Origin of the sequence: Trinickia violacea (assembly GCF_005280735.1) — a bacterium.
Taxonomy (GTDB): domain Bacteria; phylum Pseudomonadota; class Gammaproteobacteria; order Burkholderiales; family Burkholderiaceae; genus Trinickia_A; species Trinickia_A violacea.
Genome location: NZ_CP040077.1, coordinates 170,827 through 193,352 on the forward strand (window position 1 = coordinate 170,827; position 22,526 = coordinate 193,352).

The 22,526-nt window shown below is 63.7% G+C and carries 25 protein-coding genes and 1 tRNA gene; 14 read left to right on the forward strand and 12 right to left on the reverse strand.

Annotation, left to right across the window (positions count from 1 at the left end):
• Positions 1–98: 98 nt before the first annotated feature.
• The 6 genes from rqpR to FAZ95_RS00750 all read right to left on the reverse strand — a co-directional run bounded on the left by rqpR (position 99) and on the right by FAZ95_RS00750 (position 5,177).
• Positions 99–755: a response regulator transcription factor RqpR gene (gene rqpR, locus FAZ95_RS00725; RefSeq protein WP_137330677.1), complete on the reverse strand. Its 657-nt coding sequence runs from the start codon at positions 753–755 to the stop codon at positions 99–101.
• Entirely contained in the window at positions 752–1,642 is an 891-nt protein-coding gene (locus FAZ95_RS00730; protein ID WP_137330678.1) for a sensor histidine kinase, read from the reverse strand. Before FAZ95_RS00730 ends, rqpR begins: the two co-directional genes overlap by 4 nt.
• Positions 1,643–2,157: 515 nt before the next feature.
• Positions 2,158–2,928, reverse strand: coding sequence for a ferredoxin--NADP reductase (locus FAZ95_RS00735; protein ID WP_137330679.1), 771 nt, complete (start codon positions 2,926–2,928; stop codon positions 2,158–2,160).
• Positions 2,929–3,084: 156 nt separating this feature from the next.
• The gene (locus tag FAZ95_RS00740) at positions 3,085–3,729 is read right to left on the reverse strand and encodes a LysE family translocator (protein ID WP_175425485.1); all 645 of its coding nucleotides are present in this window, start codon (positions 3,727–3,729) and stop codon (positions 3,085–3,087) included.
• Positions 3,730–3,845: 116 nt separating this feature from the next.
• Positions 3,846–4,655 (reverse strand): endonuclease/exonuclease/phosphatase family protein, encoded by an 810-nt coding sequence (locus FAZ95_RS00745; protein ID WP_137330681.1) that lies wholly within the window; start codon positions 4,653–4,655, stop codon positions 3,846–3,848.
• An 18-nt stretch (positions 4,656–4,673) separates the two neighbouring features.
• Positions 4,674–5,177: a hypothetical protein gene (locus FAZ95_RS00750; protein WP_137330682.1), complete on the reverse strand. Its 504-nt coding sequence runs from the start codon at positions 5,175–5,177 to the stop codon at positions 4,674–4,676.
• A 304-nt stretch (positions 5,178–5,481) separates the two neighbouring features.
• On the opposite strand from FAZ95_RS00750, the gene FAZ95_RS00755 reads away from it, so the two are divergent.
• From FAZ95_RS00755 to FAZ95_RS00765, 3 genes are all read left to right on the forward strand, one after another.
• A complete protein-coding gene (locus tag FAZ95_RS00755; protein WP_137330683.1) occupies positions 5,482–6,459 on the forward strand; it encodes an AAA family ATPase in 978 nt (325 codons plus the stop codon).
• Between the two features lie 304 nt (positions 6,460–6,763).
• Positions 6,764–7,882: an NAD(P)/FAD-dependent oxidoreductase gene (locus FAZ95_RS00760; RefSeq protein WP_137330684.1), complete on the forward strand. Its 1,119-nt coding sequence runs from the start codon at positions 6,764–6,766 to the stop codon at positions 7,880–7,882.
• A 175-nt stretch (positions 7,883–8,057) separates the two neighbouring features.
• Complete coding sequence (locus FAZ95_RS00765; RefSeq protein ID WP_137330685.1) at positions 8,058–8,372, forward strand: high-potential iron-sulfur protein; 315 nt, start codon at positions 8,058–8,060, stop codon at positions 8,370–8,372.
• 114 nt (positions 8,373–8,486) lie between these two features.
• On the opposite strand, the gene FAZ95_RS00770 is transcribed toward FAZ95_RS00765, so the two are convergent.
• Entirely contained in the window at positions 8,487–9,185 is a 699-nt protein-coding gene (locus FAZ95_RS00770; RefSeq protein ID WP_137330686.1) for a dienelactone hydrolase family protein, read from the reverse strand.
• 604 nt (positions 9,186–9,789) lie between these two features.
• On the opposite strand from FAZ95_RS00770, the gene FAZ95_RS00775 reads away from it, so the two are divergent.
• The gene (locus FAZ95_RS00775; protein WP_137330687.1) at positions 9,790–10,938 is read left to right on the forward strand and encodes a branched-chain amino acid ABC transporter substrate-binding protein; all 1,149 of its coding nucleotides are present in this window, start codon (positions 9,790–9,792) and stop codon (positions 10,936–10,938) included.
• Between the two features lie 135 nt (positions 10,939–11,073).
• On the opposite strand, the gene FAZ95_RS00780 is transcribed toward FAZ95_RS00775, so the two are convergent.
• Complete coding sequence (locus FAZ95_RS00780; protein WP_137330688.1) at positions 11,074–12,285, reverse strand: MFS transporter; 1,212 nt, start codon at positions 12,283–12,285, stop codon at positions 11,074–11,076.
• Between the two features lie 206 nt (positions 12,286–12,491).
• Here FAZ95_RS00780 and FAZ95_RS00785 point away from each other — a divergent pair, with 206 nt between their 5' ends.
• The 3 genes from FAZ95_RS00785 to FAZ95_RS00795 all read left to right on the forward strand — a co-directional run bounded on the left by FAZ95_RS00785 (position 12,492) and on the right by FAZ95_RS00795 (position 15,348).
• Positions 12,492–13,157 carry a HugZ family pyridoxamine 5'-phosphate oxidase gene (locus FAZ95_RS00785; RefSeq protein WP_137330689.1) on the forward strand — a complete coding sequence of 222 codons (666 nt, stop codon included), beginning with the start codon at positions 12,492–12,494 and terminating at the stop codon, positions 13,155–13,157.
• A 398-nt stretch (positions 13,158–13,555) separates the two neighbouring features.
• Positions 13,556–13,855, forward strand: a complete 300-nt coding sequence (locus FAZ95_RS00790; protein WP_137330690.1) for an H-NS histone family protein — start codon at positions 13,556–13,558, stop codon at positions 13,853–13,855.
• 299 nt (positions 13,856–14,154) lie between these two features.
• The gene (locus tag FAZ95_RS00795) at positions 14,155–15,348 is read left to right on the forward strand and encodes a cation diffusion facilitator family transporter (protein WP_137330691.1); all 1,194 of its coding nucleotides are present in this window, start codon (positions 14,155–14,157) and stop codon (positions 15,346–15,348) included.
• A 20-nt stretch (positions 15,349–15,368) separates the two neighbouring features.
• Here the strand turns inward: FAZ95_RS00795 and FAZ95_RS00800 are convergent, their stop codons facing one another.
• The 3 genes from FAZ95_RS00800 to FAZ95_RS00810 all read right to left on the reverse strand — a co-directional run bounded on the left by FAZ95_RS00800 (position 15,369) and on the right by FAZ95_RS00810 (position 17,211).
• Positions 15,369–15,827 (reverse strand): Lrp/AsnC family transcriptional regulator, encoded by a 459-nt coding sequence (locus tag FAZ95_RS00800; protein WP_085228732.1) that lies wholly within the window; start codon positions 15,825–15,827, stop codon positions 15,369–15,371.
• A 92-nt stretch (positions 15,828–15,919) separates the two neighbouring features.
• The gene (locus FAZ95_RS00805; RefSeq protein ID WP_137330692.1) at positions 15,920–16,570 is read right to left on the reverse strand and encodes a 3'-5' exonuclease family protein; all 651 of its coding nucleotides are present in this window, start codon (positions 16,568–16,570) and stop codon (positions 15,920–15,922) included.
• Positions 16,567–17,211, reverse strand: a complete 645-nt coding sequence (locus FAZ95_RS00810) for an MBL fold metallo-hydrolase (RefSeq protein WP_137330693.1) — start codon at positions 17,209–17,211, stop codon at positions 16,567–16,569. Before FAZ95_RS00810 ends, FAZ95_RS00805 begins: the two co-directional genes overlap by 4 nt.
• 640 nt (positions 17,212–17,851) lie before the next feature.
• On the opposite strand from FAZ95_RS00810, the gene FAZ95_RS00815 reads away from it, so the two are divergent.
• The gene (locus FAZ95_RS00815) at positions 17,852–18,439 is read left to right on the forward strand and encodes a septal ring lytic transglycosylase RlpA family protein (protein ID WP_137334373.1); all 588 of its coding nucleotides are present in this window, start codon (positions 17,852–17,854) and stop codon (positions 18,437–18,439) included.
• 98 nt (positions 18,440–18,537) lie between these two features.
• On the opposite strand, the gene rsmI is transcribed toward FAZ95_RS00815, so the two are convergent.
• Complete coding sequence (gene rsmI, locus FAZ95_RS00820; protein WP_137330694.1) at positions 18,538–19,410, reverse strand: 16S rRNA (cytidine(1402)-2'-O)-methyltransferase; 873 nt, start codon at positions 19,408–19,410, stop codon at positions 18,538–18,540.
• On the opposite strand from rsmI, the gene FAZ95_RS00825 reads away from it, so the two are divergent.
• From FAZ95_RS00825 to FAZ95_RS00850, 6 genes are all read left to right on the forward strand, one after another.
• Positions 19,409–19,840 (forward strand): YraN family protein, encoded by a 432-nt coding sequence (locus FAZ95_RS00825; RefSeq protein ID WP_137330695.1) that lies wholly within the window; start codon positions 19,409–19,411, stop codon positions 19,838–19,840. The genes rsmI and FAZ95_RS00825 overlap by 2 nt on opposite strands.
• Before the next feature lie 136 nt (positions 19,841–19,976).
• A complete protein-coding gene (locus FAZ95_RS00830) occupies positions 19,977–20,564 on the forward strand; it encodes a phosphoheptose isomerase (RefSeq protein ID WP_137330696.1) in 588 nt (195 codons plus the stop codon).
• 44 nt (positions 20,565–20,608) lie between these two features.
• A complete protein-coding gene (locus tag FAZ95_RS00835; protein WP_137330697.1) occupies positions 20,609–21,415 on the forward strand; it encodes a BON domain-containing protein in 807 nt (268 codons plus the stop codon).
• Positions 21,412–21,750, forward strand: coding sequence for a c-type cytochrome (locus tag FAZ95_RS00840; RefSeq protein WP_137330698.1), 339 nt, complete (start codon positions 21,412–21,414; stop codon positions 21,748–21,750). Before FAZ95_RS00835 ends, FAZ95_RS00840 begins: the two co-directional genes overlap by 4 nt.
• Positions 21,751–21,826: 76 nt before the next feature.
• Positions 21,827–21,902: transfer RNA gene (locus FAZ95_RS00845), tRNA-Ala, on the forward strand.
• Positions 21,903–22,067: 165 nt separating this feature from the next.
• Positions 22,068–22,526 (forward strand): Arm DNA-binding domain-containing protein, encoded by a 459-nt coding sequence (locus FAZ95_RS00850; protein WP_137330699.1) that lies wholly within the window; start codon positions 22,068–22,070, stop codon positions 22,524–22,526.

Below are 22,526 nucleotides of genomic sequence, written 5' to 3' on the forward strand. Positions count from 1 at the left end.
TAAAAAAACGGCTCCCTGCGCCGGGCGCGGGAGCCGTTGGGAACCACATCTTTGATCTCGCGCTGCTTGACAGCGTCTTCTGGCGCCCCCCGTGGCGTTTATGCGGTCATCGCCGGATTGAGGTCGACGAGACGATTGCTCATCACGTAGAACGTCAACTCGGCGTTGTTGTTGAGTTTCATCTTTTCCAGCAGTCGCGAGCGGTACACGCTCACCGTCTTCACCGACAGCGACAGTGCGTTCGCGATGTCGGTCAGACGCTTGCCCGACGCGAGCATGCACAGCGTCTGGTATTCGCGGTCCGACAGCTTTTCGTGCGGCAATTGCTCGCCGTCGAACGAGACGTAGTCGGCGAGCGCTTCCGCCATCGCGGGGCTCACGTACTTGCGGCCGGCGGCGACTTGCTGGATCGCCTCGATCATCTGCGCGGCGTTGACCGTCTTCGACAGATAGCCGGCCGCGCCCGCTTTCAGCGCGCGCACCGCGTACTGATCTTCGCGGTACATCGAAAACATCATCACCGGCAGGCGCGGCACCTTGCGCTTCATGCGCTTCAACACTTCGACGCCGTTCATGTCCGGCAGCGAGATGTCGAGCAGGGTCGCGTCGAACACGGTCTTGTCGATGCTCGCGAGCGCTTGCGCGCCGTTGTCGGCCTCGACGACCTCGCGCGCAATGCCGCGATCGAGCAGCAATTGCCGCACGCCCTGGCGAACGATCACGTGGTCGTCGACGAGGAGAATGCGCAGCGTCATCGGGCCGGCCTCACGAACAGCGAGACGTTGCGGCACGGCGCGTCGGCTTCGAGCATCGATTGCCACGCGAAGCGGGCACGCACCGTCGTGCCGCTCGCTTGCGCAGTCTCCTGCTTGCTGTCCGGCTTGGGCGACACGATGCGCAGCTTGCCGCCGAACGCGTCGCAGCGCGCGCGCATGCCGGCGAGGCCGAAGCCGCTCGTGTCCTTGCGGGCGCGGCGTCCGATGCCGCGGCCGTCGTCCTCGACGACCACCGTCAGATGGCGGCGGTCGGTCTCGATGCGCACGTTGGCGCACGACGCGCCGGCGTGTTTCGCGACGTTCGAGAGCGCTTCTTGGGCGACGCGGAAGATCGCGAGCGCCGCGCCGTAGGGGAGTTGGGTGATGCGGACGTCGGCGGCGCAGACGAAGCTCGTCCTGAGCCGCGTGCGGGCGGCGAAGCCCTCGGTCCACTGCGACAGCGCGCTGACGATGCCCGCGTCGAGCGGGCGCGCGTGCAGGTGCTCGACGATGCGGCGGCTCGCATCGCTCGCGGCGTCGAGCGACTGCTGGGCGACGGCGAGGGCCGCCGCACATTGCGGGTCGGCGCCGGCGGGCAGGCGGTGTTCGGCGTTGGCGAGCGCGAAGCGGGCCGCGGTCAGCTCGGCGCCGACGCTGTCGTGCAGCTCCTGCGCCAGATAGGCGCGCGCGTCTTCATGGGCGACCGTCAGCTCGGCCGCGAGCTCGCGCACACGTTTGCGCAGCGCCTCGGCTTCGCGCTCCGCGGCGCGCCGGGCCTCGAGATGTTCGGCTTGGGTGAAGGGGTCGATGCCGTGCGCGCGGCCCGCCTCGCTCGGCAGCGCAAGTGAGGTGATCGCGTTGATTGGTACGACAATCGACGTGTCCATGGATTTCCCTACGGGTCACACAAGCAGGCTTCCGGCGCGTCTCAAAAGCCGCCGCCAAAGCGGTCAAAAAGACGAGGCGCGACGGACAAACGGTAACGGCACAGCGTAACGTTTTTTACATCTCGTAACAAATCGACGCTAACCCTATGATTGTTTCAAAACCTTCCCACCGCGCCGCGATGATATCCCAAAACAATTTAAAAGTCTGATGAGACAAGGCTTCCAGTGTTGTTTGCCATCAAAGATTCACATCTGGCGCGGGTTTTCGTGTAGGAAAAACACCGACATGAAAAGTGGCGGTAAGGAATTGATTTGTAACGTTAGGACAGGTTGGGCGGAACTGCGGCAATGAGCGGGACGGGCCGCGCAGGCGCATGCGGCAATCCGCTGTGCAGCTTTGCATGGGACCCGAGTAACCGCTGAAGCGCTAACTCGGGTCGACATAAAAAAACCGGAGCGCGCGGCTCCGGTTTTTAAGATATTCGTCAGACTAAATCTGCACTGATCGCCCTCGATCAGCCGACGAACGCCTTTTCGACGACATAGTGGCCCGGCGCATTGTTGCTGCCTTCCTCGAAGCCGAGACCGTCGAGCAACTCGCGCGTGTCGCGCAGCATGTGCGGGCTGCCGCACAGCATGACGCGGTCGTTCTCTTTCGAGAACGGCGGCACCTCGAGGTCTTCGAACAGCTTCTTCGTGTCGATCAGCTCGGTGATCCGGCCCCGGTTCTGGAACGTTTCGCGCGTAACGGTCGGGTAGTAGACGAGTTTTTCGCTCACCAGCTCGCCGATGTGCTCGTGCGCCGGCAGGTGATCGGTGATGTATTCGTTGTACGCGAGTTCGTCGACGAACCGGCAGGTGTGTGTCAGCACGATCTTTTCGTAGCGATCGTAGACGTCCGGATCTTTGATGATCGACATGAACGGCGCGAGGCCCGTGCCGGTCGACAGCAGCCACAGCGTCTTGCCCGGCAACAGGTTGTCGCACATCAGCGTGCCGGTCGGCTTCTTGCCGATCAGCACCTGGTCGCCCACCTTGAGGTGCTGCAGGCGCGAGGTCAGCGGGCCGTCCTGAACCTTGATGCTCAGGAATTCCAGGTTTTCTTCGTAGTTGGCGCTCGCCATGCTGTAGGCGCGGATCAGCGGCTTACCCTCGACCTCGAGGCCGACCATCGTGAATTGGCCGTTTTCGAAGCGGAACCCCGCGTCGCGCGTGCAGGTGAAGCTGAAAAGCGTGTCGGTCCAGTGATGGACGGAGAGAACGGTTTGAGAATTCAGGTTGCTCATGGCTTCTTGGAGATGCGCCGCTGCGCCGGGGCGCCGATGGCGCCGGACAGGGAGTCGCAAAACGACGGGAAAACGCGCATTTTAACGCGGCACGCGTTATGCGTCTTCGACACCCCTTACATATCGAAATAACTCGACGGTATAAGGGGGCGGGCTTTAGCGCTCGGCGACGAGCTTCGCGCCCAGGCCGACCAGCGCGGCGCCGCACAGGCCATCGATCGGCCGGCGCAGCTTGCGGTAGCCGCGCTGCGTGCGCTCGGACGCGAACATCAGCGCGACGCCGCCGTACCACCCGGCCGACAGCACGCCGATCATCGCGAGCACCACGCCGTAGAACCAGAGCGGCGGATGCGCGGGAAACATGGCCGCGAACACGCTGGTCCAGAACACGCAGGATTTCGGATTGGTGAGGCAGGTGACGAGACCGGACCGATACGCGCGCCAATAGGCTGCGACATCGTGTGCCTCGGGCTCGGCGGTGTCCGGGGCGGCGGCCGCCGCCGGTTCGGCCTTGGCGCTCGAGCGCAGCAGCTTGAGCCCGAAGTAGACGAGGTAGACCGCGCCCATGATCCGGATGCCGGTGTAGAGCCACTCGATCTGCTGCAGGACGGCCGCGAGGCCAAGCATCGCAAGCGTCGCCCACGTCACCGATGCCGTGCCGACGCCGAGCGCCGAAGCGGCGCCGAGCCCGCGCCGGCCCGAGAGCGAGAGCTGCGTGATCATGAAGAAGTTCGGTCCCGGGCTGATGGCGGCGACCAGGTAGACGACGGCGATTTGCAGCAGGATCGGCAGGTAATGCACTATGGCGTGCCTCGGGCTAGGCGGTGGCGTGAAGCCGCTACTGTATCTGCATGCAGAAAATCGCGAGCGGGAAATCCCTTATACGAGCGTTGCCACTGACACGACCGTTGCCGCGCTCATTCGAGCCGCAGCCGAGCCATGTACGGCAGATGGTCCGACAACCAAGCCGTTTCCTGCGCCGGCTGAATCCATTCGACGGGCCGCATGCCGCGCACGAACATCTTGTCGAGCGCGAGCGCCGGCGAGAACGCTGGAAACGTGCGGCCCGCTTCGCCGAGCCACGTCGCCACTTCGCGCAGGCCGAGCTCGCCGAAGAGCGGCACCGAATCGTTGCGCCAGTCGTTGAAGTCGCCCGCGAGGACGAGCGGACCGTCGGGCGCCTCGCGCGCGATCCAGTGGGCGATCCAGTTCATCTGACGCAGCCGCGCCGCGCGCGTGAGCGCGAGGTGCGCACACAGCAGCGTGACCGATTTCCCCGCGAACGCCGCCCGCGCGACGAGCAGCCCGCGGCGCTCGAAGCGGTGCGCCGAGATATCCCAGCGCCCGCCGAGATCGAGCGGATGCGGCGACAAAATCGCATTGCCGTGCCGCCACGACGGCTTGAACACATTCGGCCCGAGCGCGATATCGAGCTCGAGCGAGCGGGCGATTTCGGTCGCCTGGCAATGCCAGACGTCTTCGAGCGGATCGTGGATGACGGGCGAGCCGAAGCTCGTCGCGAGCACCGGGCCGGGCATGCGGCGCGCCATCGCTTCCTGCAGAAAGTAAGCGTCGGCGTGCGTCGATTCCACCCAGCGCTGCATCGCGTTCCACGCCGTGAAGCCGAGCGGTGAGCGGCCTTTGTGGAGGTTCCAGCTCACCGCCATGAAGTCCTTTTTCAGCGGACTCTCATGTTTCAGTTGTGTCAGTTCTTCGGGATTTCGCATTGCCGCGTCGTTCCCACTTCAATTCGTTTTCAAAGGCGGAACACTGGCGCGCACGCGGTATACCAGCGTCGGATTCTTATCGACGATCGTCCACGTTGCCCATTGACCGTTCGGTATCGTCAGTCCAGGGTGGCTCGCCGTGACTTCGCGCGGCTGCGGCGGCAGCTTGCAGCCTTCCACCGTTTGCGGCGCGCTGTCGTCTTCGAGCGTTTCCTGCGCTTCGATCGCGAGCGTCACGGAGTCGGTGCTCGCCTCAGTGGGCGAGACCGTCAGCGTGCGCGAGAGATCGATGTTGCCCGCCGGCTTGTCCTTGCAGCCGACGTCATGCGTGACGTCGTGATGATGCGTCTCGGTGTGCGCCTGGCCGACCGTCGTCGTGGCGTCGAAGGAATCGATCTGCTGCCCGTCGCGCATGATCTGCAGCTCCCAGTGCACCGCCGGCTGCGCCGCGGTTTGCGCGTGCGCGGCGATAGACAAGGTGAACCAGGCGGCTGACAGCACGGCGGCACGGGCTTTCCACATGCAGGGTCTCTCCACGGCGCTCTAAAAAGCATAGGCGCCCATCTTACGCTCTCTCGAAAATACGGTTTTCAGACTGCGCAGCGGGGGACGGGTTCAGTCGGCGCGAGCGCGGTCCGAACGCAGCCCGCCGTATCAGCAGCACAGCGCGTCGGCTGCTCGCTTGCGCATGAATATTGCGCCGTTACACTCAAATCACGGCGTGTCGGAATGTGCGCCAAATCGAGGTATCGCGCGTTATATCGATACCCGATCGGGCCGAGCATCAGGGGCCGACCGTCAGCACGCACGAAGAGCGAGGTGAGCGATGACAACCGCCATGGTCAAACAGGAACTCGCGTTGGCGTCGTTCAGCAAGGTCTACGATCTCGACGAGGTCGAAACCGCGCTGAACGAACTCGGGGAAGGCGCGAATGAAGCGCTGCGCGTCATGTACGAAAAGATGCTGAAGGTCGGCAATCTGCGATTTTGCGTGAAGCCGAACCGGATGCCGTCGATCGACGCTCTGATCGACGCGCTGCCCAACTTCGCGGAACCGCTCGACGACGTGCGCAAGCAAGTCGCGCTGTGCCTCGAAACCGACGACCGGCTCGAACTGATGCCGATTCTCTTGCTCGGCGACCCCGGCATCGGCAAGACGCATTTCGCGAAGCAGCTCTCGCGTTTGCTTGGCACATCGTATCAATACGTGGCGATGAGCTCGCTGACGGCGGGGTGGATCTTGTCGGGCGCGTCGTCGCAGTGGAAGAACGCGAAACCCGGCAAGGTGTTCGATGCGCTCGTGCACGGCAGCTACGCGAACCCGGTGATCGCGATCGACGAAATCGACAAGGCGAGCGGCGATTCGCAATACGATCCGCTCGGCGCGCTCTACGCGCTGCTCGAGCAAGAGACCGCGCGCACCTTCATCGACGAGTTCGCCGAGATCCCGATCAACGCCGGCCATGTGATCTGGATCGCGACCGCCAACGACGAGCGCGCGATCCCCGAGCCGATCCTCGACCGGATGAGCGTCTACGAAATCGCCGCGCCCGATCGCGACGGCGCGCGGCGCATCGCGCAGTCGATCTACGAAGAGATCCGCTCGGCACACGTGTGGGGCCAGCGCTTTCCTGCGGCACTCGCCGACGACACGCTCGACGCGCTCGCGCTGGCATCGCCGCGCGACATGCGCCGCGCGATATTGAACGGCTTCGGCGCGGCGCGCGTGGCCGGGCGCGATCAAGTGCGTCCCGGCGACATCCGGCTCGAACACGGCACGCGGCGCAAGCCGATCGGTTTTTGAGGCGCTCGGCTAGAGGCGCGCCGCGGTTTGGTGTGAAAAATCTCCCGATCGAGCGCAAATGCACGAGGTTTCACCAAAGCGATCCGACGCCAATGCCGGTTGGCGCACGATCGTCGCGCTTCTGTCACGTTCCTGTCACGCCGTCCGCAGTAGTTGTACGGATGTGGACGTTTGCGTGCTCCTCCAAGTCGTACAATTTATGTGAAGCGCGAAAGCGAACAGTGTGCGCAGCGAGCCTGGCGCACCCTGTGTCCAACGCGGGTGGAGAGGCGCAGTGCATGGCGCCGCAAGGACAAACACACATATGGATCAGATCGAATGCGTAGTGATCGGCGCAGGGGTGGTCGGTCTTGCCGTGGCGCGCTCACTGGCGGCGCGCGGACGCGAAGTGATCGTGCTCGAAGCGACCGAGGCCATCGGCACCGGCACGAGCTCGCGCAATAGCGAAGTCATTCACGCGGGCCTGTACTATCCGCGCGGCTCGTTGAAAGCGACGCTCTGCGTGCGCGGCCGCGAAATGCTCTACGAATATTGCGCGGCGCGCGGCGTGCCGCACGAGCGCTGCGGCAAGCTCTTGGTCGCCACGGCGCGCAACCAGATTCCGCAACTCCAGGCGATCGAGGCGCGCGGCAAGGAAAACGGCGTGCTGGACTTGATCCGCATGACAGGCGACGAGGCGCATGAACTCGAGCCCGCGCTGTCGTGCGTCGCCGCGGTGTTCTCGCCGCAGACGGGCATCGTCGACAGTCATCAACTGCTGCTCGCGCTGCAAGGCGATGCGGAGAACGACGGCGCGGTCTGCGTGTTTCATGCGCCGGTCGAATCGATCGATTGCCGCAACGGGCGCTTCATCGTGAGCGTCGGCGGCGCGTCGCCGACGACGATCAGCGCGGCGTGCATCGTCAACAGCGCGGGGCTGCAGGCGAACGCGATCGCGCGCAAGATCCACGGGCTCGATCCGCGCCACGTGCCGCCGCTCTATCTGGCGCGCGGCAACTATTTCACCGTGTCGGGACGCGCGCCGTTCTCGCGGCTCGTCTACCCGATGCCGAACGAAGCCGGACTCGGCGTGCACCTGACGATCGATCTCGGCGGACAGGCGCGCTTCGGTCCCGATGTCGAGTGGATCGATGCGATCAATTACGACGTCGATCCGCATCGCGCCGATTCGTTCTACGCGGCGATCCGCGAATATTGGCCCGCGCTGCCCGAGGGCGCGCTGCAGCCCGCGTATGCGGGGATTCGTCCGAAGCTCTCCGGCCCCGGCGAGCCGGCCGCCGATTTCGTCATCCAGGGGCCGGCCGCGCATGGCGTGCGCGGGCTCGTGAATCTGTTCGGGATCGAGTCGCCTGGCTTGACGGCGTCGCTCGCGATCGCGCAGCGCGTGTGCGAGGTGGCGGGGCGCGGTTTGTCGAGCGCCTGACCCAATGACTAACCGCAGGCCGAGCGCGCGGCCGAGGCAGCCGCGCTCCTCGCCAGCTAAGCAATCCCTTATCTCTACCATTTCGGGCGCCACACGGCGCCGCTTCGTTGCTATGCTCTGACACGGCCGTCGCTAGAACGGCGTCCAAGTTCATATAACGTGGAGTGAGTCCCCAATGAAATCATCTCGTCGGACGTTCTTGATCACGAGCATCGGCGTCGCGTCGACGCTCGCGTTGTCGCGCCAGGCCGCCTTCGCTGACGCGCCGAAAGTGACCGAAGCCGATCCCACCGCGCAGGCGCTCGGCTATAAGGAAGACGCGACCAAAGTCGACAAGGCCAAATGGGCGAAGTACGCCGCCGGCCAGGATTGCGGCAACTGCAGCTTCTACCAAGGCAAGGCGGGCGATGCGTGGGCGCCGTGTCCGATGTTCGGCGGCAAGCAGGTGTCGGGCAAGGGCTGGTGCAGCGCCTATAACAAGAAGGCCTGATTCATCCCGGTGCGGCCGCAAGCGGCGGCCGCCGGTCGAAGGACGGCCGCGCGGCTTCGCGCCGCGCGGCCGGGTCGTGCTTGCCGCGCAATGGGCAAGCCAGAGCGACAAGTCTTACAGATGCTCGCCGAGGAACGTCAGCGTGCGGCCGTGCGCGAGTGCGGCGGCGTGCTGGTCGTAGGCCGAGCGGTCCGTGCAATTGAAGCCGTGATGCGCGTTCGGATACAAATGGAACTCGACGTCGTCCCGGCCGACGAAACGCTCCTTCACTTGGCCGACCGCCTCGAGCGGAATGCCCGCATCCAGCTCGGCGTAGTGGAATTGAATCGGCGCTTTGATCTTGGCCGCTTGATCGAGCAGGTTCTGAATGCCGCCGCCGTAATACGCCACCGCGACGTCGATCGAACCCTGCGCCGCCGCCAGATAAGCCAGCCGTCCGCCGAAGCAATAACCGATGGCCGCCACGTTGCCCGCCACTTCGGGCATCGCGCGCAGCGCTTGCGCGGCCGCGCCAATATCGGCCACTGCGAGGTCGACGTCGGTCTTCTGCAGGATCTCGATGCCCTTGTCGCGATCCGCGCCTTCGTAACCGAGTTCGATGCGCGGCTGCGTGCGCCAGAAGATGTCCGGCGCGAGCGCCACGTAGCCGTCGAGCGCGTACTGATCCGCGACCGAGCGGATATGGCCGTTCACGCCGAAGATTTCCTGAATGATGACGACGGCCGGCCCCTTGCCGCCCTTGGGCAACGCCAGATAGCCAGGAAAGTGGTCGTTGCCGGTGGGGATGTCGATCCAGCGAGATGTGACGCTCACGTCGCTCTCCTATTAGAACGTGGGGGAGAAAATCGGGCCGCCAGTGTGCCACCAATCGGAGACTGTTGCAGAGGCGGTGCCAAGCGGCGGGGCTTGGTGCATGGAGTGAAACGATCGCGCTGCGCATTGGCCCGTCATTGACCTATATGGCGTGGCAAGTCCGCTTATCCGATTTGGCTCAATAGATGGAGCGCGGCAAAAGCCTCCGGAAGCCGCGACTTATAGCCGTCATATTCGTCGCGGCCAATGGTCTCAACTGCCTTCGCACACGCAAATCGCAGGCATCAGCAAAAACCCTGGTTTTGCCGAAAGCCGCATGGGACGGGCGTTTCGGGGCAATCTTCAAGTATGCGGATTGCGCTGCGAACGATCGCGCTATTAGTAGTCGTCCCACTTTCTCAAAAAAATCCCATAAATTAATTTGATGACCTACACTTGCGCGCAAGTACGGGATGCCACCTGCCAAAAACGAGTTGGCTCACGTGCTTAGCCAAGTGCATGACCGATGCATCCGGCGTGGTCGTCCAACGGGATCTATACGGATAAGACTGAAGCGGGGCACAGGGCGATTACGTTGTTTTTGGGACCGAAACTGGAGACTTACATGAATATTAAGATGCAAAAGCTGTTGCCGATCAGCGCTGCAGCCATGCTGTTTGCGACGATGGCGACGGGCGCCGCGGCGGATCAAGTCGTCAAGATCGGCCACGTCGCACCGCTGACTGGGCAAATCGCTCACCTCGGCAAAGATAACGAAAACGGTGCGCGCCTCGCGGTCGAGGAAATCAACGCGAAGGGTCTCACGATCGGCGGCCAGAAGGTCACGCTCGAACTCGACGCTCAAGACGACGCAGCCGACCCGCGTACGGCGACCCAAGTGGCGCAGAAGCTCGTCGACGACAAGGTCGTCGCGGTGGTGGGCCACCTGAACTCAGGCACGTCGATCCCGGCTTCGAAGATCTACAGCGATGCAGGCATCGTGCAGATCACGCCGTCGGCAACGAACCCGGCCTTCACGCAGCAAGGCTTCAAGACGACCTTCCGCGTGGTGGCGACTGACGCGCAGCAGGGCCCGGCACTCGCCAACTATGCCGCGAAGGAGTTGAAGCTCAAGAGCGTCGCGATCGTCGACGACTCGACCGCTTACGGCCAAGGTCTCGCTAATGAGTTCGAGAAGACCGCCAAGTCGCTCGGCATGAACGTGATGTCGCATGACGCAACCAACGACAAGGCCGTCGACTTCCGCGCGATTCTGACAAAGATCAAGGGCGAAAACCCGGACGCGATCATGTACGGCGGCATGGACGCCACCGGCGGCCCGTTCGCGAAGCAAGCGAAGCAATTGGGCCTGCGCGCGAAGGTGCTCGCGGGTGACGGCGTCTGTACCGACAAGCTGGCCGACTTGGCCGGCGAAGCAACCGACAACGTCGTCTGCTCGGAGGCAGGCAGGTCGCTCGAGAAGATGGGCAAGGCGGGTGAGGAGTTCCAGGCGAAGTTCCAAAAGCGCTTCGGCCAGCCGATCCAGATCTACGCGCCGTTCACGTATGACGCCGTGTACATCATCGTCGACGCGATGAAGCGCGCGGGCTCCACCGATCCGGCGAAGATCGTCGCCGTCATGCCGACCACCGACTACAAGGGTGTGATTGGTGAAACCACGTTCGACTCGAAGGGCGACCTCCAGCACGGCGTGATCTCGCTCTACAACTACAAGGCAGGCAAGAAGTCGCTGCTCAGCGAAGTGAAGATGTAATTTGCTCCGTTGGCTTCAGGGGCCGTCACAGCCCCTGGCAGCGACGAAAAGCGCGGATGCTTTGCCAGCATGCGCGCTTTTTCGTATGGGCTTTTGTGTGTTGTCATCGTTCACGCTATGCGGCGCGAGGACGCGTCAAATCCGGAGCCTCCCGAGCACCTTCGGCCCGACAAAAGCGACGAGCGCCGCGCATAGCGCGACGATCGAAAGGCCGATCGACAGGTTCGTCGCCTGCGTCACGCCGCCGATCACGACCGGACCGAAGAGCAGGCCGAAGTACGCCAGACCGGCGACATGCGCGAGACCTTCGGCGGCGTGAATGCCTTTGACGCGTGCCGCGGCGGCAAACAGCACCGGCATCATGTTCGCAAGCCCAAGACCCATCAGCGCGAAGCCCGTCAACGCGGCAAACGAATACGGCAGCAGCAATGCGCCGATCATCCCCGCGCAAGCGAGCGATGCGCTCGCCCGCACGAGCTGCGGCGCGCCGAAGCGGGCGCGCACGGTATCGCCTGCGAAGCGGCCCGCCGCCATGCCGCCGGAAAACGCCGCGTACGCCGCGCTCGCGAGCGCGGGCGTCGCCGCGACGACATCGCGCATATAGACCGTCGCCCAGTCGTACATCGCGCCTTCGGCGATCAGCGCGATCAGCGCGATGGCGCCGAGCGCCCACAGCACCGGCGAGCGCCAGCGGTTGGCGCGCGAGCCGTGGTGGTGAGGATCGTCGGCATGCGGCACGTGCGGCAGCACGGCGGGGCACGCGAGCAACAGGACGATCGCGCTCACCGCCGCCGCGAGCGCGAGGTGCAGCGCCGGCGCCATGCCGCGCGAGAGCAGCGCGCCGCCGACGGCCGCGCCCGCCATCCCGCCGACGCTGAACATGCCGTGCAGCGTCGACATGATCGGCCGCGCGAGCGCAGTCTCGACGGCGCTCGCTTCGGCGTTCATCGCGACGTCGAGCGTGGCCATGCCGGCGCCGAAGAGCGCAAGCACGGGAAGCAACAGCCAATAGAACGGCACGACGAGAATCAGCGCCGCGCAGAGCGACATCGTGAGTCCGCCCGCCAGACACGCGCGGCGCGTGCCGACGCGCGCGATCCATTTGGCGTTGGTCGCCATCGCCGCAATCGAGCCGCCCGCGACGGCGAGCAGCGCGATCGACAGCAGCGCCGGGCTCAAATGGAACTTGTCGCGCACGGTCGGCACGTGCACGCCCCACGACGCGTACACCATGCCGGCGATAAAAAAGAGCGCCATCGTTGCATTGCGTGCACGGTTGCGCGCCGCCGCCGGCAGGTTGCGATGCACGGCGGGGAGCGGGGCGAGTTCGGGGGAGTGGTCGGACACGGAGGGCTCGTCAAACGGCGGGTTGCGGGTGGATGGGCGGCGGATGAATGGCGAAGCGCTACGATGCGCCGCGTAGCCGCTGAGCCGTTGATTCTATCGGAGCGCCTGCCGCCTTGCTTGCGCGGTAATCTAAGCTGTCTGTGCAAGGCCAAGCCGTGGGGCGTGCCCCGGCCGGGCAAGCCAGCTCAATTCTCGAGGACCTCGACTTGAACATTCCCGCCCACGCTCCGCTTCACCTGCTCCATAGAACCGGCGTCGGAACGCTCGCGACGCATTCACGCGAGCCGCAAGGTTTCCCTTACCCAACCGTGCTGCCGTTCGCGACCGACGCACGGCATCGTCCGCTCGTGCTCGTGAGCCGGCTCGCCGAACATACGCGCAATCTACAGGCTGACCCGCGCGCCGGCTTTCTCGTCGTGCAAGCGCCGGACGGGGACGTGTTGAACTCGGAGCGAGTCACGCTGATCGGCCGCTTCGAGCCGCTCGAGCCGACTCCGGCTGTCGTCGCGCGCTATCTGCGCTATCACGCCAATGCCGAGCGCTATCTTGCGCTGGGCGACTTTTCGTTTTGGATCATGGCGATCGAGCGGCTGCGCTATATCGGCGGCTTCGGTGCAATGGGGTGGCTCGACGCCGCCGACCTGGACCCGCTCACTCCGCTGCCGTCCGAAGAAGAAATGGCGCTCACAGCATTCTTCACGCATCATCCGCGGCGCTCGGCTCAGCTCGAATTGGCGGGAGTGGACCGCTATGGCGCGGATTTAAAAGTCGGCGGCGTGCTCGAACGCGATGCATTCGACGAGCCGAAACAGACCATTGCGGAACTCGAAAGTGCACTGGCCGATTGCATCGAGCGCCGCGCCGCAAAATAGTGTCGTGTTTATCCTAATCGGGAAAACTCTGACTAGTTCGTTTTTAGTAAAGATGACCGCGAACCTCATCTCTGTTTAACCGCCAACCTTTCATCGCATGAGAGGTTTTTATGAGATGGTTTGATATTAATTTCATACCTTGGGAATTATGCCTGTTGGGCTAGTCCAACCTGTCTGATTTCAAGATATGCAACAAAACGTAAAAATGCCGTCTACGCTCATGCGCTCTGCGAGCTAATCAGTGAATTGAAATCCCCGTTTTTTATTTTTTTGTCTTTCAGCCTTTTCTTCGGTTTCTTGTTTGTGCTAATCTCGCTCCGAAATATCCGAGGCACCACGCATTGAAATGGCAAGCCGGCTTAAGACCTGCGTCATTTATCGAAACCACAAGGGAATGTATGTCTTCTTACAAGGAACTTCTCGCTCAACGAGAAAAGCTGGAGAAGCAGATCGAAGAGGCGAAGGCGCGTGAATACGCGGAAGTGCTTAACGAGATCAAACAAAAAATGGCCGACTACGGCATTACGCTTGCCGAACTCGGTGTAAGTCGCGGTAAGCATGCGAAAGTTGGCCGTCCGCGCGCCGGCGTCGCGCCGAAATATCGCGATCCCGAAAGCGGCAGCACCTGGTCGGGCCGCGGCAAACCGCCGAAATGGATTGCCGGCCAAGATCGCGATCAATTTCTGATTCAGAAGTAATCGGCTCAAAGGCCATCGGTACGAGCGGCTTGCTTAAGCCCGCGACGGCCGAAACAAAAAACCGCGCACTTCAGGGGGCGCGGTTTTTTTATGTCCATGGAAAGTCTGACTTCATCGCTTTACGCATGGCGTGAAACGATCGCCCGCTCTCACCTCGGACGCGCAGATATCGAAACACGAATACGTCGCGTTTCGATAAGCATATGATTTAAAACGAAAATGTAGGGCTATGCGACGGTTTGTCATGGTTGCGCTGCTAGAATTCGCGCATTCAAAACCAACAACGCTACGGTAGACCCATGTCGCAAAGTTTCGACAGTTTCGATGCCGATACGGCCGAAAAGCAGGTCGTCGCCCGCAAGACCACGTTCGTCAGCATCGTGGTGAACCTCGTGCTGACGACGCTGCAGATCTTTATCGGCGTCATCGCTCATTCTCAAGCGCTCATCGCGGATGGCGTGCATTCGCTTGCCGATCTCGTGTCGGATTTCATCGTATTAATCGCGAATAAAGCGAGCGGCGCGAAGCCGGATGCCGATCACAATTACGGACATAACCGCTACGAAACCGTGGCGTCGCTTTTTCTGGGCGCCCTGCTGATCGCTGTCGGCGTCGGCATGCTGTGGCGCGCGGGTGAACGGCTTGCGCATCTCGACGACATTCCCGCAGTGCACATCAGCGCACTGGCCGTCGCGATTCTCGTGCTGGTTTCGAAGGAAGGGCTCTTTCGCTACATGCTGCGCGAGGCGCAGCGCGTGCGCTCGGCGCTCTTGATCGCGAACGCGTGGCACGCGCGTTCTGATGCGGCGTCGTCGCTGGTGGTGGCGATCGGCATCGTCGGCAGTCTCGCGGGCGTGCGCCTGCTCGATCCGATCGCGGCGGCGATCGTCGGCTTCATGGTGGCGCGCATGGGCTGGACCTTCGGCTGGGATGCCTTGCAGGACTTGTCCGACCGCGCGCTCGATGAAGACGCCACCGACGAGGTGCGCAAGCTGTTGATGTCGACGCCTGGCGTGCGCGACGTGCACGAGCTGCGCACGCGAAAGATGGGCGACTTGGCGCTCGTCGATGCGCATATCCTCGTCGATCCGCTGATCTCGGTGTCGGAGGGGCACTACATCGCCGAGTCCGCGCGTTCGCGCGTGCTGACCGACAAGCGCGTGCTCGACGCGCTGATCCACGTCGATCCGGAGAACGATGCGCTGAGACACCCGGCCGCGAACTTGCCGCCGCGCGAAGCGGTGATCGAGGCGCTCGACGCCGAACTGGCGAAACGCGGCTTGCGCGCTGTCAGTCTCAATCTCCACTACTTGAGCAGCGGGCTCGACATCGAGGTGACGTTCGCGGTAGACGAGCGCGACGCCGACCTGGCAAACCGCCTGAACCTCGACGATCTGGCCGCCCGGCTCGAGGCGCGCAAGATTACCGTGCAACGCTTGCTCGATACGGCGAGCCGCTCGCCGGATCGGCAGGCGGCGGCGCGCGTCAGTTAAGCGGGAACAGGTTGCCGCGGCTACAGCGGCAACTGCGTATCGAATTTGATCTCGCGCAGCACTACGCTGGTGCGCACCTGCGCCACGGCAGGGATCTTGAAGATGCGCTCGTGCAGGAACGAGTCGTACGCTTTGATGTCGGGGGCGACGATTTTCAGAATGTAGTCCGCTTCCCCGGTCGTACTGTAGCACTCGGTGACTTCAGGACAGGTGGCGATTTCGCGTTCGAATTGCTCGACGCCGCCTTCCGTGTGTCTCGTCAGATGAATATGAGCCAGCGCGCAGACATGCAGCCCCAGCTTCTCGCGATCGAGCAGCGCGGTATAGCGCTGAATCACGCCTGACTGCTCCATGTCCTTGATGCGCCGCCAGCAAGGCGTGCTGGACAAGCCGACCTGATCCGAGATCTCCTGGACCGACCGTCGCGCGTCGAGCTGCAGCAGACGCAGAATTTTTTGAGAAAACGTATCGAGGGTCACGCGTGCCTCCCAGTTCGGCCGCAACATTTCCTAAATGTTAGAGGCGACGGAAAAGAAAGGCAATGTGAGACGCCAGCGCTGAGGGGATTTCCCTAATTTGCCGGGTTGCTCGCGGCGTTTTGTCCTGCGCCGTCCTCTGCGGCCGATTCAGGCGGGGAGGCGTTCGGAATGATGCCGAGCGCGGCTTGCTGGCTGCGCAATTCTGCCAGCATGTTGCAAAAAAGCGCGCCTTGCTCGATCGCATCGTCGAGCGCGACGTGCGTGTGAGGGTGGTCGTCGAACCAGCGCTTCGGCATGCGCGGCTTGATGCATTTGCGGTACGGCAGGTCCGTCATCGCGAACGCGAGCGTCTTGATGTCGAGCGCGGACCACGAGAACGGGCAGCGCCCCGCAAAGCGCATCATGTACCAGAACATGAAGGTGAAATCGAAGCCCGCCGGCATCGCCACGAACACGGGCTTGCCCGGCAGCGACTCGACCCATTCGACGTACGTGACGAGCGCCGTTTCTGGCTTTTGCAGATCGGCGCGGCATGCCGCCCACGCTTCCTTCTGGGTCTTCCACCAAGCCGCCTGGATCGGATGCGCCTCGGCGCCAGGAAGCGTTTCCAGATTGGCGGAGAACGTGCCGATCAGTTGCTTGTCCGCGGTGTAGGCCGCCGACGCGAAGCTGAGCATCGAGTGCGGACCGGGAATCGGGCCGTCCGCTTCGACGTCGGTGCTGACATAGATCTCGGCTGTCATGCGCCCACCCCGTCCGCCACGTACGGATTCGTGCGCCGCTCAGCGCCGAACGTCGACGTGGGGCCGTGCCCGGGGACGAACGTGATGTCGTCGCCGAGCGGCCAGAGCTTGCTGCGGATCGACGCGAGCAGGTCCGCGTGGTTGCCGCGCGGAAAATCGGTGCGTCCGATCGAGCCGGCGAACAGCACGTCGCCGACGAGCGCGAGCCGGTGAGCGTCGCTCACGAACACGACATGGCCGGGCGTATGGCCCGGGCAGTGGTAGACGTCGAGCGTTTCGTCGCCGAACTGCACGGTGTCGCCGTCCGAGAGCCAGCGATCGGGTTCGAACGCCTCCGCTGCCGGAAAACCGAAGCGCTGGCTTTGCGCCGGCAGTTGGTCGAGCCAGAAGCGCTCGTCCTGATGGGGTCCTTCGATGGGCACGCCGTAGTGCGCCGCCAGTGTCTTCGCGCCGGCGCAGTGGTCGATGTGCCCGTGGGTGAGCAGCACCTTCTCGACGCTCACGCCCAGCCGGGCGACCGCCTCCTGAATCCGCTCCAGATTGCCGCCCGGATCGACCACGGCGGCGCGGCCCGTGGCCTCGCAGACGAGCAGCGAGCTGTTTTGCTGGAACGGCGTGACGGGGATGATCGAGACTTTCATCGGCAATGCGGCAGGACGGCGAAAAGCTCGATTGTACCGGCGGCGCGAAGCCGTCGCTGATCGGCCGAACGGACGATGGCAAATCTCGATTTTTACATCCATAGTGAGAATCAATGGCTCCCATGTAGGTTGACAGGTGATTTAAAGGTCCTTTTGCTATAATGCGACCCATTGTGCGTGGAACACCCACGCTGCCAATTGACGATCCGGTCTCGTTTAAGGGCGAGCACAGCCGGGTCGCCGTCAAGTAAGTGTCCGTCGATTAGGACGGCACAAACCTTGCATCGGATAGGTTATTCGATGCACACGTCTTGCCCAGCCAGGCGCCGCGCGCCTGCAACGGCCTTGCTGCCGTGACGCTGGGTGGGGCCTACGCCGCTGTTCCTGTACGTCTTCGGACGTGCATAGAACGTGCAATTTACGTTCGATGGCGGCATGTGGGGTCTGGTCAGGCTGCCGGGGACAGGTTGCGCCAGACGTGAAAACTAACCGGGCGGAAAGCGGCGTAGATGGCCGCACCCGAGTGCCTGTGCACGACTCGCTGGATAGCGAGCGGAGCCACGTCGTGCCTCGGTCGCCCGAGCCGTAAGCGATACGAAAGATTTACGTGCTGCGGCTCGACACTGTTGGGTTACGTCTTATGAAATCTCGATTGCCTCGACTGGGGAGTCTGCTTGCCTTTTTTGCCTTGGCAGGCTGTGCGGTTCCTCACGGTCCGGCTGATCAGGCCAACGCCTCGCCGATGCGCACGCAGGGCGCCCTGGCAAACGCCGCGTCCGCGCCCCTCGGCTACGACGCGCTGGGCAAGCCGACCGCCGCCGACTCGAAAGCGAGCCTCGCCGATGCGAAGCCTCTCGAAGCAGGCCCGGATGTCTCCGATTTCCACCAGTCCGGCCGCGCCTCCTGGTACGGCATGAAATTCCACGGCCGCAAGACGGCGAGCGGCGAGCGCTACGACATGAATGCGCTGACCGCTGCCCACAAGACGTTGCCGCTCGCGTCCTACGTGCGGGTGACGAACACGACCAACAACAAGTCGGTCGTCGTGAAGATCAACGATCGCGGACCGTACGTGCGCGGGCGCATCATCGATGTGTCTTACGCCGCGGCTCGTCTGCTCGGTCTGCGCAAGGCCGGCACGGCGAGCGTGAAGATCGAAGGTTTGTCGCAGCAGGAAGCGAAGACCGAGCAGGCCGAAATGCTGGCCGACAATTCGCTCAACAAGTAAGCGCTGGACAGCAGGGGTGCGGTGCCGTGCTTCGCGCGGTTCGCCTCGCTACTGCGTAGAATCGATTCGAACCCTGAAGGGCCGTCGTGTGCGGCCCTTCAGTCTTTCTTGAGCTCGAGTGCGCGTGCGTACAGCGTGTTGCGCGCCGCGCCGGTGATCGCGGCAGCCACCTTCACCGCGCCGCTTACGGGCAATTCTTCGAGCAAGATATTCAGGAGTGCGTCGTGATCTTCGGCGCCCGGCTCCGCCTGCGGTGCGCCTTCGACGACCAGCACGAACTCGCCGCGCTGCCGGTTGGCGTCGGCGGCGAGCCACGTTGGCCCTTCGGCCAGGGTGCAGCGGTGAAGGGCCTCATGTAACTTGGTCAACTCTCGCGCGATCAAGAGGCGCCGCGCGCCGCCGAATGCATCGGCGAGCGCCTGCACGGTCTCGACGATGCGATGCGGCGCTTCGTAGAAGACCAACGCCTGCGTGTGCGCGGCCAATTGCTGAAGCTGGGACGCGCGCTGCTTGGTCTTGGTCGGCAAAAAGCCCAGGAACGAGAAGGTGCCGGTCCAGTCGCCCGCCACGCTGAGCGCGGTCGTCAGCGCGCTTGCGCCTGGCAGGGGAACGACGGCCAAGCCGGCTTCGCGCACGGCATCGACGAGCCGAGCGCCAGGGTCCGAGATGCCGGGCGTGCCCGCATCCGACACATAGGCGACGCGCTCGCCGGCCCGCAGGTGCTCGATCACGCGCGCGGCGGCCGCACGTTCGTTGTGCTCGTGCACGGCGATGAGCGGCTTGGCGATGCCGTAGCGGGCGAGCAGCTGGCCGCTGTTGCGGGTGTCCTCGGCGGCGATGCGGTCGACCGCCCCGAGCACGTGCAGCGCGCGCAGCGTGATATCGGCGACGTTGCCGATCGGCGTTGCCACCACATACAGAGCGCCGGCCGGGTACTGCTGCCCTTGCGCGAGTTCGAGGAGATCAGTCATGACGCAGAAAACGCGGAAAAGCGGAACAAGGCCGACATTGTGCCACGCGCCGGACGACAACTTTTCTGGCCGGTCCGGGTCGAAGAGCGTCGGCACGGCTTTCGAAGCGCGTGCGCTCGAGTATTTGCGCCGGCAGCGCATGCGACTCGTCGCTCGCAATGTGACTTGCCGTGGCGGTGAGATCGATCTCGTGATGCGCGATCGCGACGGCGCGCTGGTGTTCGTCGAAGTGCGCGCGCGTGCGGACAAACGCTTTGGCGGAGCGGCGGCGAGCGTCGGCTGGCAGAAGCGACGGCGCATCGTGCACGCGGCGCAGGTCTTTCTCGCCAGGAGCCGCGGCGCCGTGAGCGCGTGCCGCTTCGACGTCGTTGCGTTCGACGGCACCCGGCTCGTGTGGCTGCGAGACGCTTTTCGCGCCGATGACGTATGAACAGTGTTTCGGCGCTTGCCGAGTGCGGTAAACTTGCGCGCAAATGTCACCAGCACGCTCCACAATCGGCGCCGAAAGGCGCACCATGGATGCAGCGGCGAGGTTGCTCGACAACCTCGTTATTAGTTAGAGATCGATGTCAGTCGAACGCATTCAACAGCACTTCCGCGACAGCGCGGCAGCCAAGCTCGAAGCACTGGAAACCCTCTCGATGCCGATCGCCGTGGCGGTCGACACGATGTTCGCCGCGCTCGCGAACGGCAACAAGATTCTTGCGTGCGGCAACGGCGGATCGGCAGCCGACGCGCAGCGCTTCGCGTCCGAGCTGATCGGGCGCTTCGAGCGCGAGCGGCCGGGCTTGCCGGCCATCGCGCTCACCACCGATTCCTCCATCCTGACGGCGCTCGGCGACGACTACGCTTTCGACGAGATCTACTCGAAGCAAGTCCGCGCGCTCGGCCACACGGGCGACGTGCTGCTCGCGTTGAGCACGACCGGCAACTCGGCCAACGTGCTCGCGGCGGTGGCCGAAGCGCACGAGCGCGAGATGGTCGTGATCGCGCTGACGGGCCACGGCGGCGGAAAAATGAACGAGACGCTGACCGATATGGATATCCATATCAGCGTGCCGTCCGAGCGCCTCGCGCGCATTCAGGAAGTGCACATGCTGACGATTCATTGTCTGTGCGACGGCATCGATGCGATGCTGCTCGGCGAAGATTGACCACTAAATTGACGATTGAATTGACCACGAAAGGGAGTGCGTTGATGAGCGGAAATCGCGTCAAGAAGACGCTTGTGAGGACCACGCTCGTGGTCGGATTGGCGGCGGGACTCGCCGCCACGTTGCAGGGTTGCGTGCTGGCGCTGGCCGGCGCGGCTGGGGGCGGCGCGCTGATTGCGACCGATCGGCGGACGGTCGGCGCGCAGACCGAGGACCGTGAGATTCAGATCAAGGCCTCGACGCAAATCGCCCAATCGCTGCCGGACGACGCGCACGTCAACGTGACCGTGTTCAACCAGCGCGTGCTGCTGACGGGTGAAGTGCCGAGCGAGCAGAACAAGCAGCAGGCCGAGACGATCGTGCGCGGCATCGATAACGTCAGCCGGATCGTCAACGAGCTGGCGGTGCAGCCGAAGAGCACGCTGTCGTCGCGGGCGAACGACTCGTACCTCGAAGGCCGCGTGAAGACCGCGTTGATCGCGGAGAAGGGCATTTCGGCGAACGATTTCAAGGTGGTTTGCGAACGAGGCAACGTCTATTTGATGGGGCTCGTGACGTCGAATGAAGGCGATACCGGCGGCGATGCGGCGAGCCGCGTGCCGGGTGTCATGCAGGTCGTGAAGGTGTTCCAGTACATCAAGCCGCAGGAAGCGCAGGCGCTCGAGGCGTCCGCGTCGACGGCCGCCAGCGCGCCGGGTGCGGCGCAAGCGCCGGCGGCGGATTCGAGTGAGCCGACGGTGGGGGCCGTGCAGTCCGCGACGATCAGCTCGCAGCCGCTCGGTCAGCAGGCGCCTGCGCCGGTGACGAATTCGAACGCGGTTCATTCTGGCAACCCGAAGGCGATGCAATGAGTTTGGTTAGCTGGAAGTGGGGCGGGGTGGTTGTGTTGGCGGTAGCGTCGGCTGGTGCGTACGCTGCCGATGTGCCGGGTGGGCTCGAGATCGCCAAGAGCAACGCGTGCATGGGGTGTCATGCGGTCGATCGGAAGCTCGTCGGGCCGTCGTTTCAGCAGATCGCCGGGAAATATAAGGGCGATGCGCAGGCGCCGGCTAAACTCGCGGTGAAAGTGCGTGACGGTGGCTCGGGGGTTTGGGGCGCGATTCCGATGCCGTCACACCCGCGTATGAGCGATGCCGATATTCGCACCGTCGTCGCGTGGGTGCTGGCGGGGGCGCCGGGGAAGTGACTGCTGGGCGCCTGCGGCGGCGCGCTGGGGTGCTTGTCAAACGGTTCCGGCGCTGTGCTAGAATTGGCGCTTCGTTGGGGCGGTAGCTCAGCTGGGAGAGCGTCGCGTTCGCAATGCGAAGGTCGGGAGTTCGATCCTCCTCCGCTCCACCAACAAGATTCCTAGCAACACCAAAGTTTGACCAAAAAACCCCGCCGGGCTTGGCTCCGCGGGGTTTTTTGTTGCAAACTACCACTGGATTCTCCCAGTGATTGCAACCCCCACGCCGGGGTAACCCTGGGGGTCGCTCCCAAGCCTCCTGGACCTGTTACCCCAAAATGGCCAAAGCTGCTCGGACTCCTTTGACAGACGCGGCAATCCGCGCCGCGGAGCCGCACGTCAAGATCTGGCGGCTGTACGACAGCCTGGGGTTGATCCTCGAGGTCCATCCCTCGGGTGGAAAGTACTGGCGGCTCAAGTATCGAGTGGCGGGCAGGGAAAAGCGGGTATCGCTTGGCGTTTTTCCCGATGTGAACGTGAACGAGGCCCGCAGGCGACGCAACGAAGCGCGCGAGATGCTTGCAGCAGGCATTGATCCGTCGGAAATGAGGAGAAAGGAGCGCGCCGGCCAAGGGGCCGGACAGGAGCGTAGGGAGGTGGTGATGCGCTTCGCACTGGATAATGACGGAGCCTTGTCGCTGCGGCTGGGTAAACGATGCATGAACCTGACCGGCGCGGAAACCGCTGAGCTTCGAGCCTTTCTCGATGCGACACGCGCGGTCATTCCAAGGGGGTGA

What these genes read in the sequence shown, in the direction of transcription:
- FAZ95_RS00835 (WP_137330697.1), top strand. Translation starts at nt 20,609, where the DNA reads ATGAGCGGAAATCGCGTCAAGAAGACGCTTGTGAGGACCACGCTCGTG.
- FAZ95_RS00830 (WP_137330696.1), top strand. Translation starts at nt 19,977, where the DNA reads ATGTCAGTCGAACGCATTCAACAGCACTTCCGCGACAGCGCGGCAGCC.
- FAZ95_RS00745 (WP_137330681.1), bottom strand. Translation starts at nt 4,655, where the DNA reads ATGCGAAATCCCGAAGAACTGACACAACTGAAACATGAGAGTCCGCTG.
- FAZ95_RS00810 (WP_137330693.1), bottom strand. Translation starts at nt 17,211, where the DNA reads ATGAAAGTCTCGATCATCCCCGTCACGCCGTTCCAGCAAAACAGCTCG.
- FAZ95_RS00795 (WP_137330691.1), top strand. Translation starts at nt 14,155, where the DNA reads ATGTCGCAAAGTTTCGACAGTTTCGATGCCGATACGGCCGAAAAGCAG.
- rqpR (WP_137330677.1), bottom strand. Translation starts at nt 755, where the DNA reads ATGACGCTGCGCATTCTCCTCGTCGACGACCACGTGATCGTTCGCCAG.
- FAZ95_RS00790 (WP_137330690.1), top strand. Translation starts at nt 13,556, where the DNA reads ATGTCTTCTTACAAGGAACTTCTCGCTCAACGAGAAAAGCTGGAGAAG.
- FAZ95_RS00850 (WP_137330699.1), top strand. Translation starts at nt 22,068, where the DNA reads ATGGCCAAAGCTGCTCGGACTCCTTTGACAGACGCGGCAATCCGCGCC.
- FAZ95_RS00805 (WP_137330692.1), bottom strand. Translation starts at nt 16,570, where the DNA reads ATGACAGCCGAGATCTATGTCAGCACCGACGTCGAAGCGGACGGCCCG.
- FAZ95_RS00825 (WP_137330695.1), top strand. Translation starts at nt 19,409, where the DNA reads ATGACGCAGAAAACGCGGAAAAGCGGAACAAGGCCGACATTGTGCCAC.
- FAZ95_RS00765 (WP_137330685.1), top strand. Translation starts at nt 8,058, where the DNA reads ATGAAATCATCTCGTCGGACGTTCTTGATCACGAGCATCGGCGTCGCG.
- FAZ95_RS00755 (WP_137330683.1), top strand. Translation starts at nt 5,482, where the DNA reads ATGACAACCGCCATGGTCAAACAGGAACTCGCGTTGGCGTCGTTCAGC.
- FAZ95_RS00840 (WP_137330698.1), top strand. Translation starts at nt 21,412, where the DNA reads ATGAGTTTGGTTAGCTGGAAGTGGGGCGGGGTGGTTGTGTTGGCGGTA.
- FAZ95_RS00775 (WP_137330687.1), top strand. Translation starts at nt 9,790, where the DNA reads ATGAATATTAAGATGCAAAAGCTGTTGCCGATCAGCGCTGCAGCCATG.
- FAZ95_RS00730 (WP_137330678.1), bottom strand. Translation starts at nt 1,642, where the DNA reads ATGGACACGTCGATTGTCGTACCAATCAACGCGATCACCTCACTTGCG.
- FAZ95_RS00760 (WP_137330684.1), top strand. Translation starts at nt 6,764, where the DNA reads ATGGATCAGATCGAATGCGTAGTGATCGGCGCAGGGGTGGTCGGTCTT.
- rsmI (WP_137330694.1), bottom strand. Translation starts at nt 19,410, where the DNA reads ATGACTGATCTCCTCGAACTCGCGCAAGGGCAGCAGTACCCGGCCGGC.
- FAZ95_RS00815 (WP_137334373.1), top strand. Translation starts at nt 17,852, where the DNA reads ATGAAATCTCGATTGCCTCGACTGGGGAGTCTGCTTGCCTTTTTTGCC.
- FAZ95_RS00735 (WP_137330679.1), bottom strand. Translation starts at nt 2,928, where the DNA reads ATGAGCAACCTGAATTCTCAAACCGTTCTCTCCGTCCATCACTGGACC.
- FAZ95_RS00750 (WP_137330682.1), bottom strand. Translation starts at nt 5,177, where the DNA reads ATGTGGAAAGCCCGTGCCGCCGTGCTGTCAGCCGCCTGGTTCACCTTG.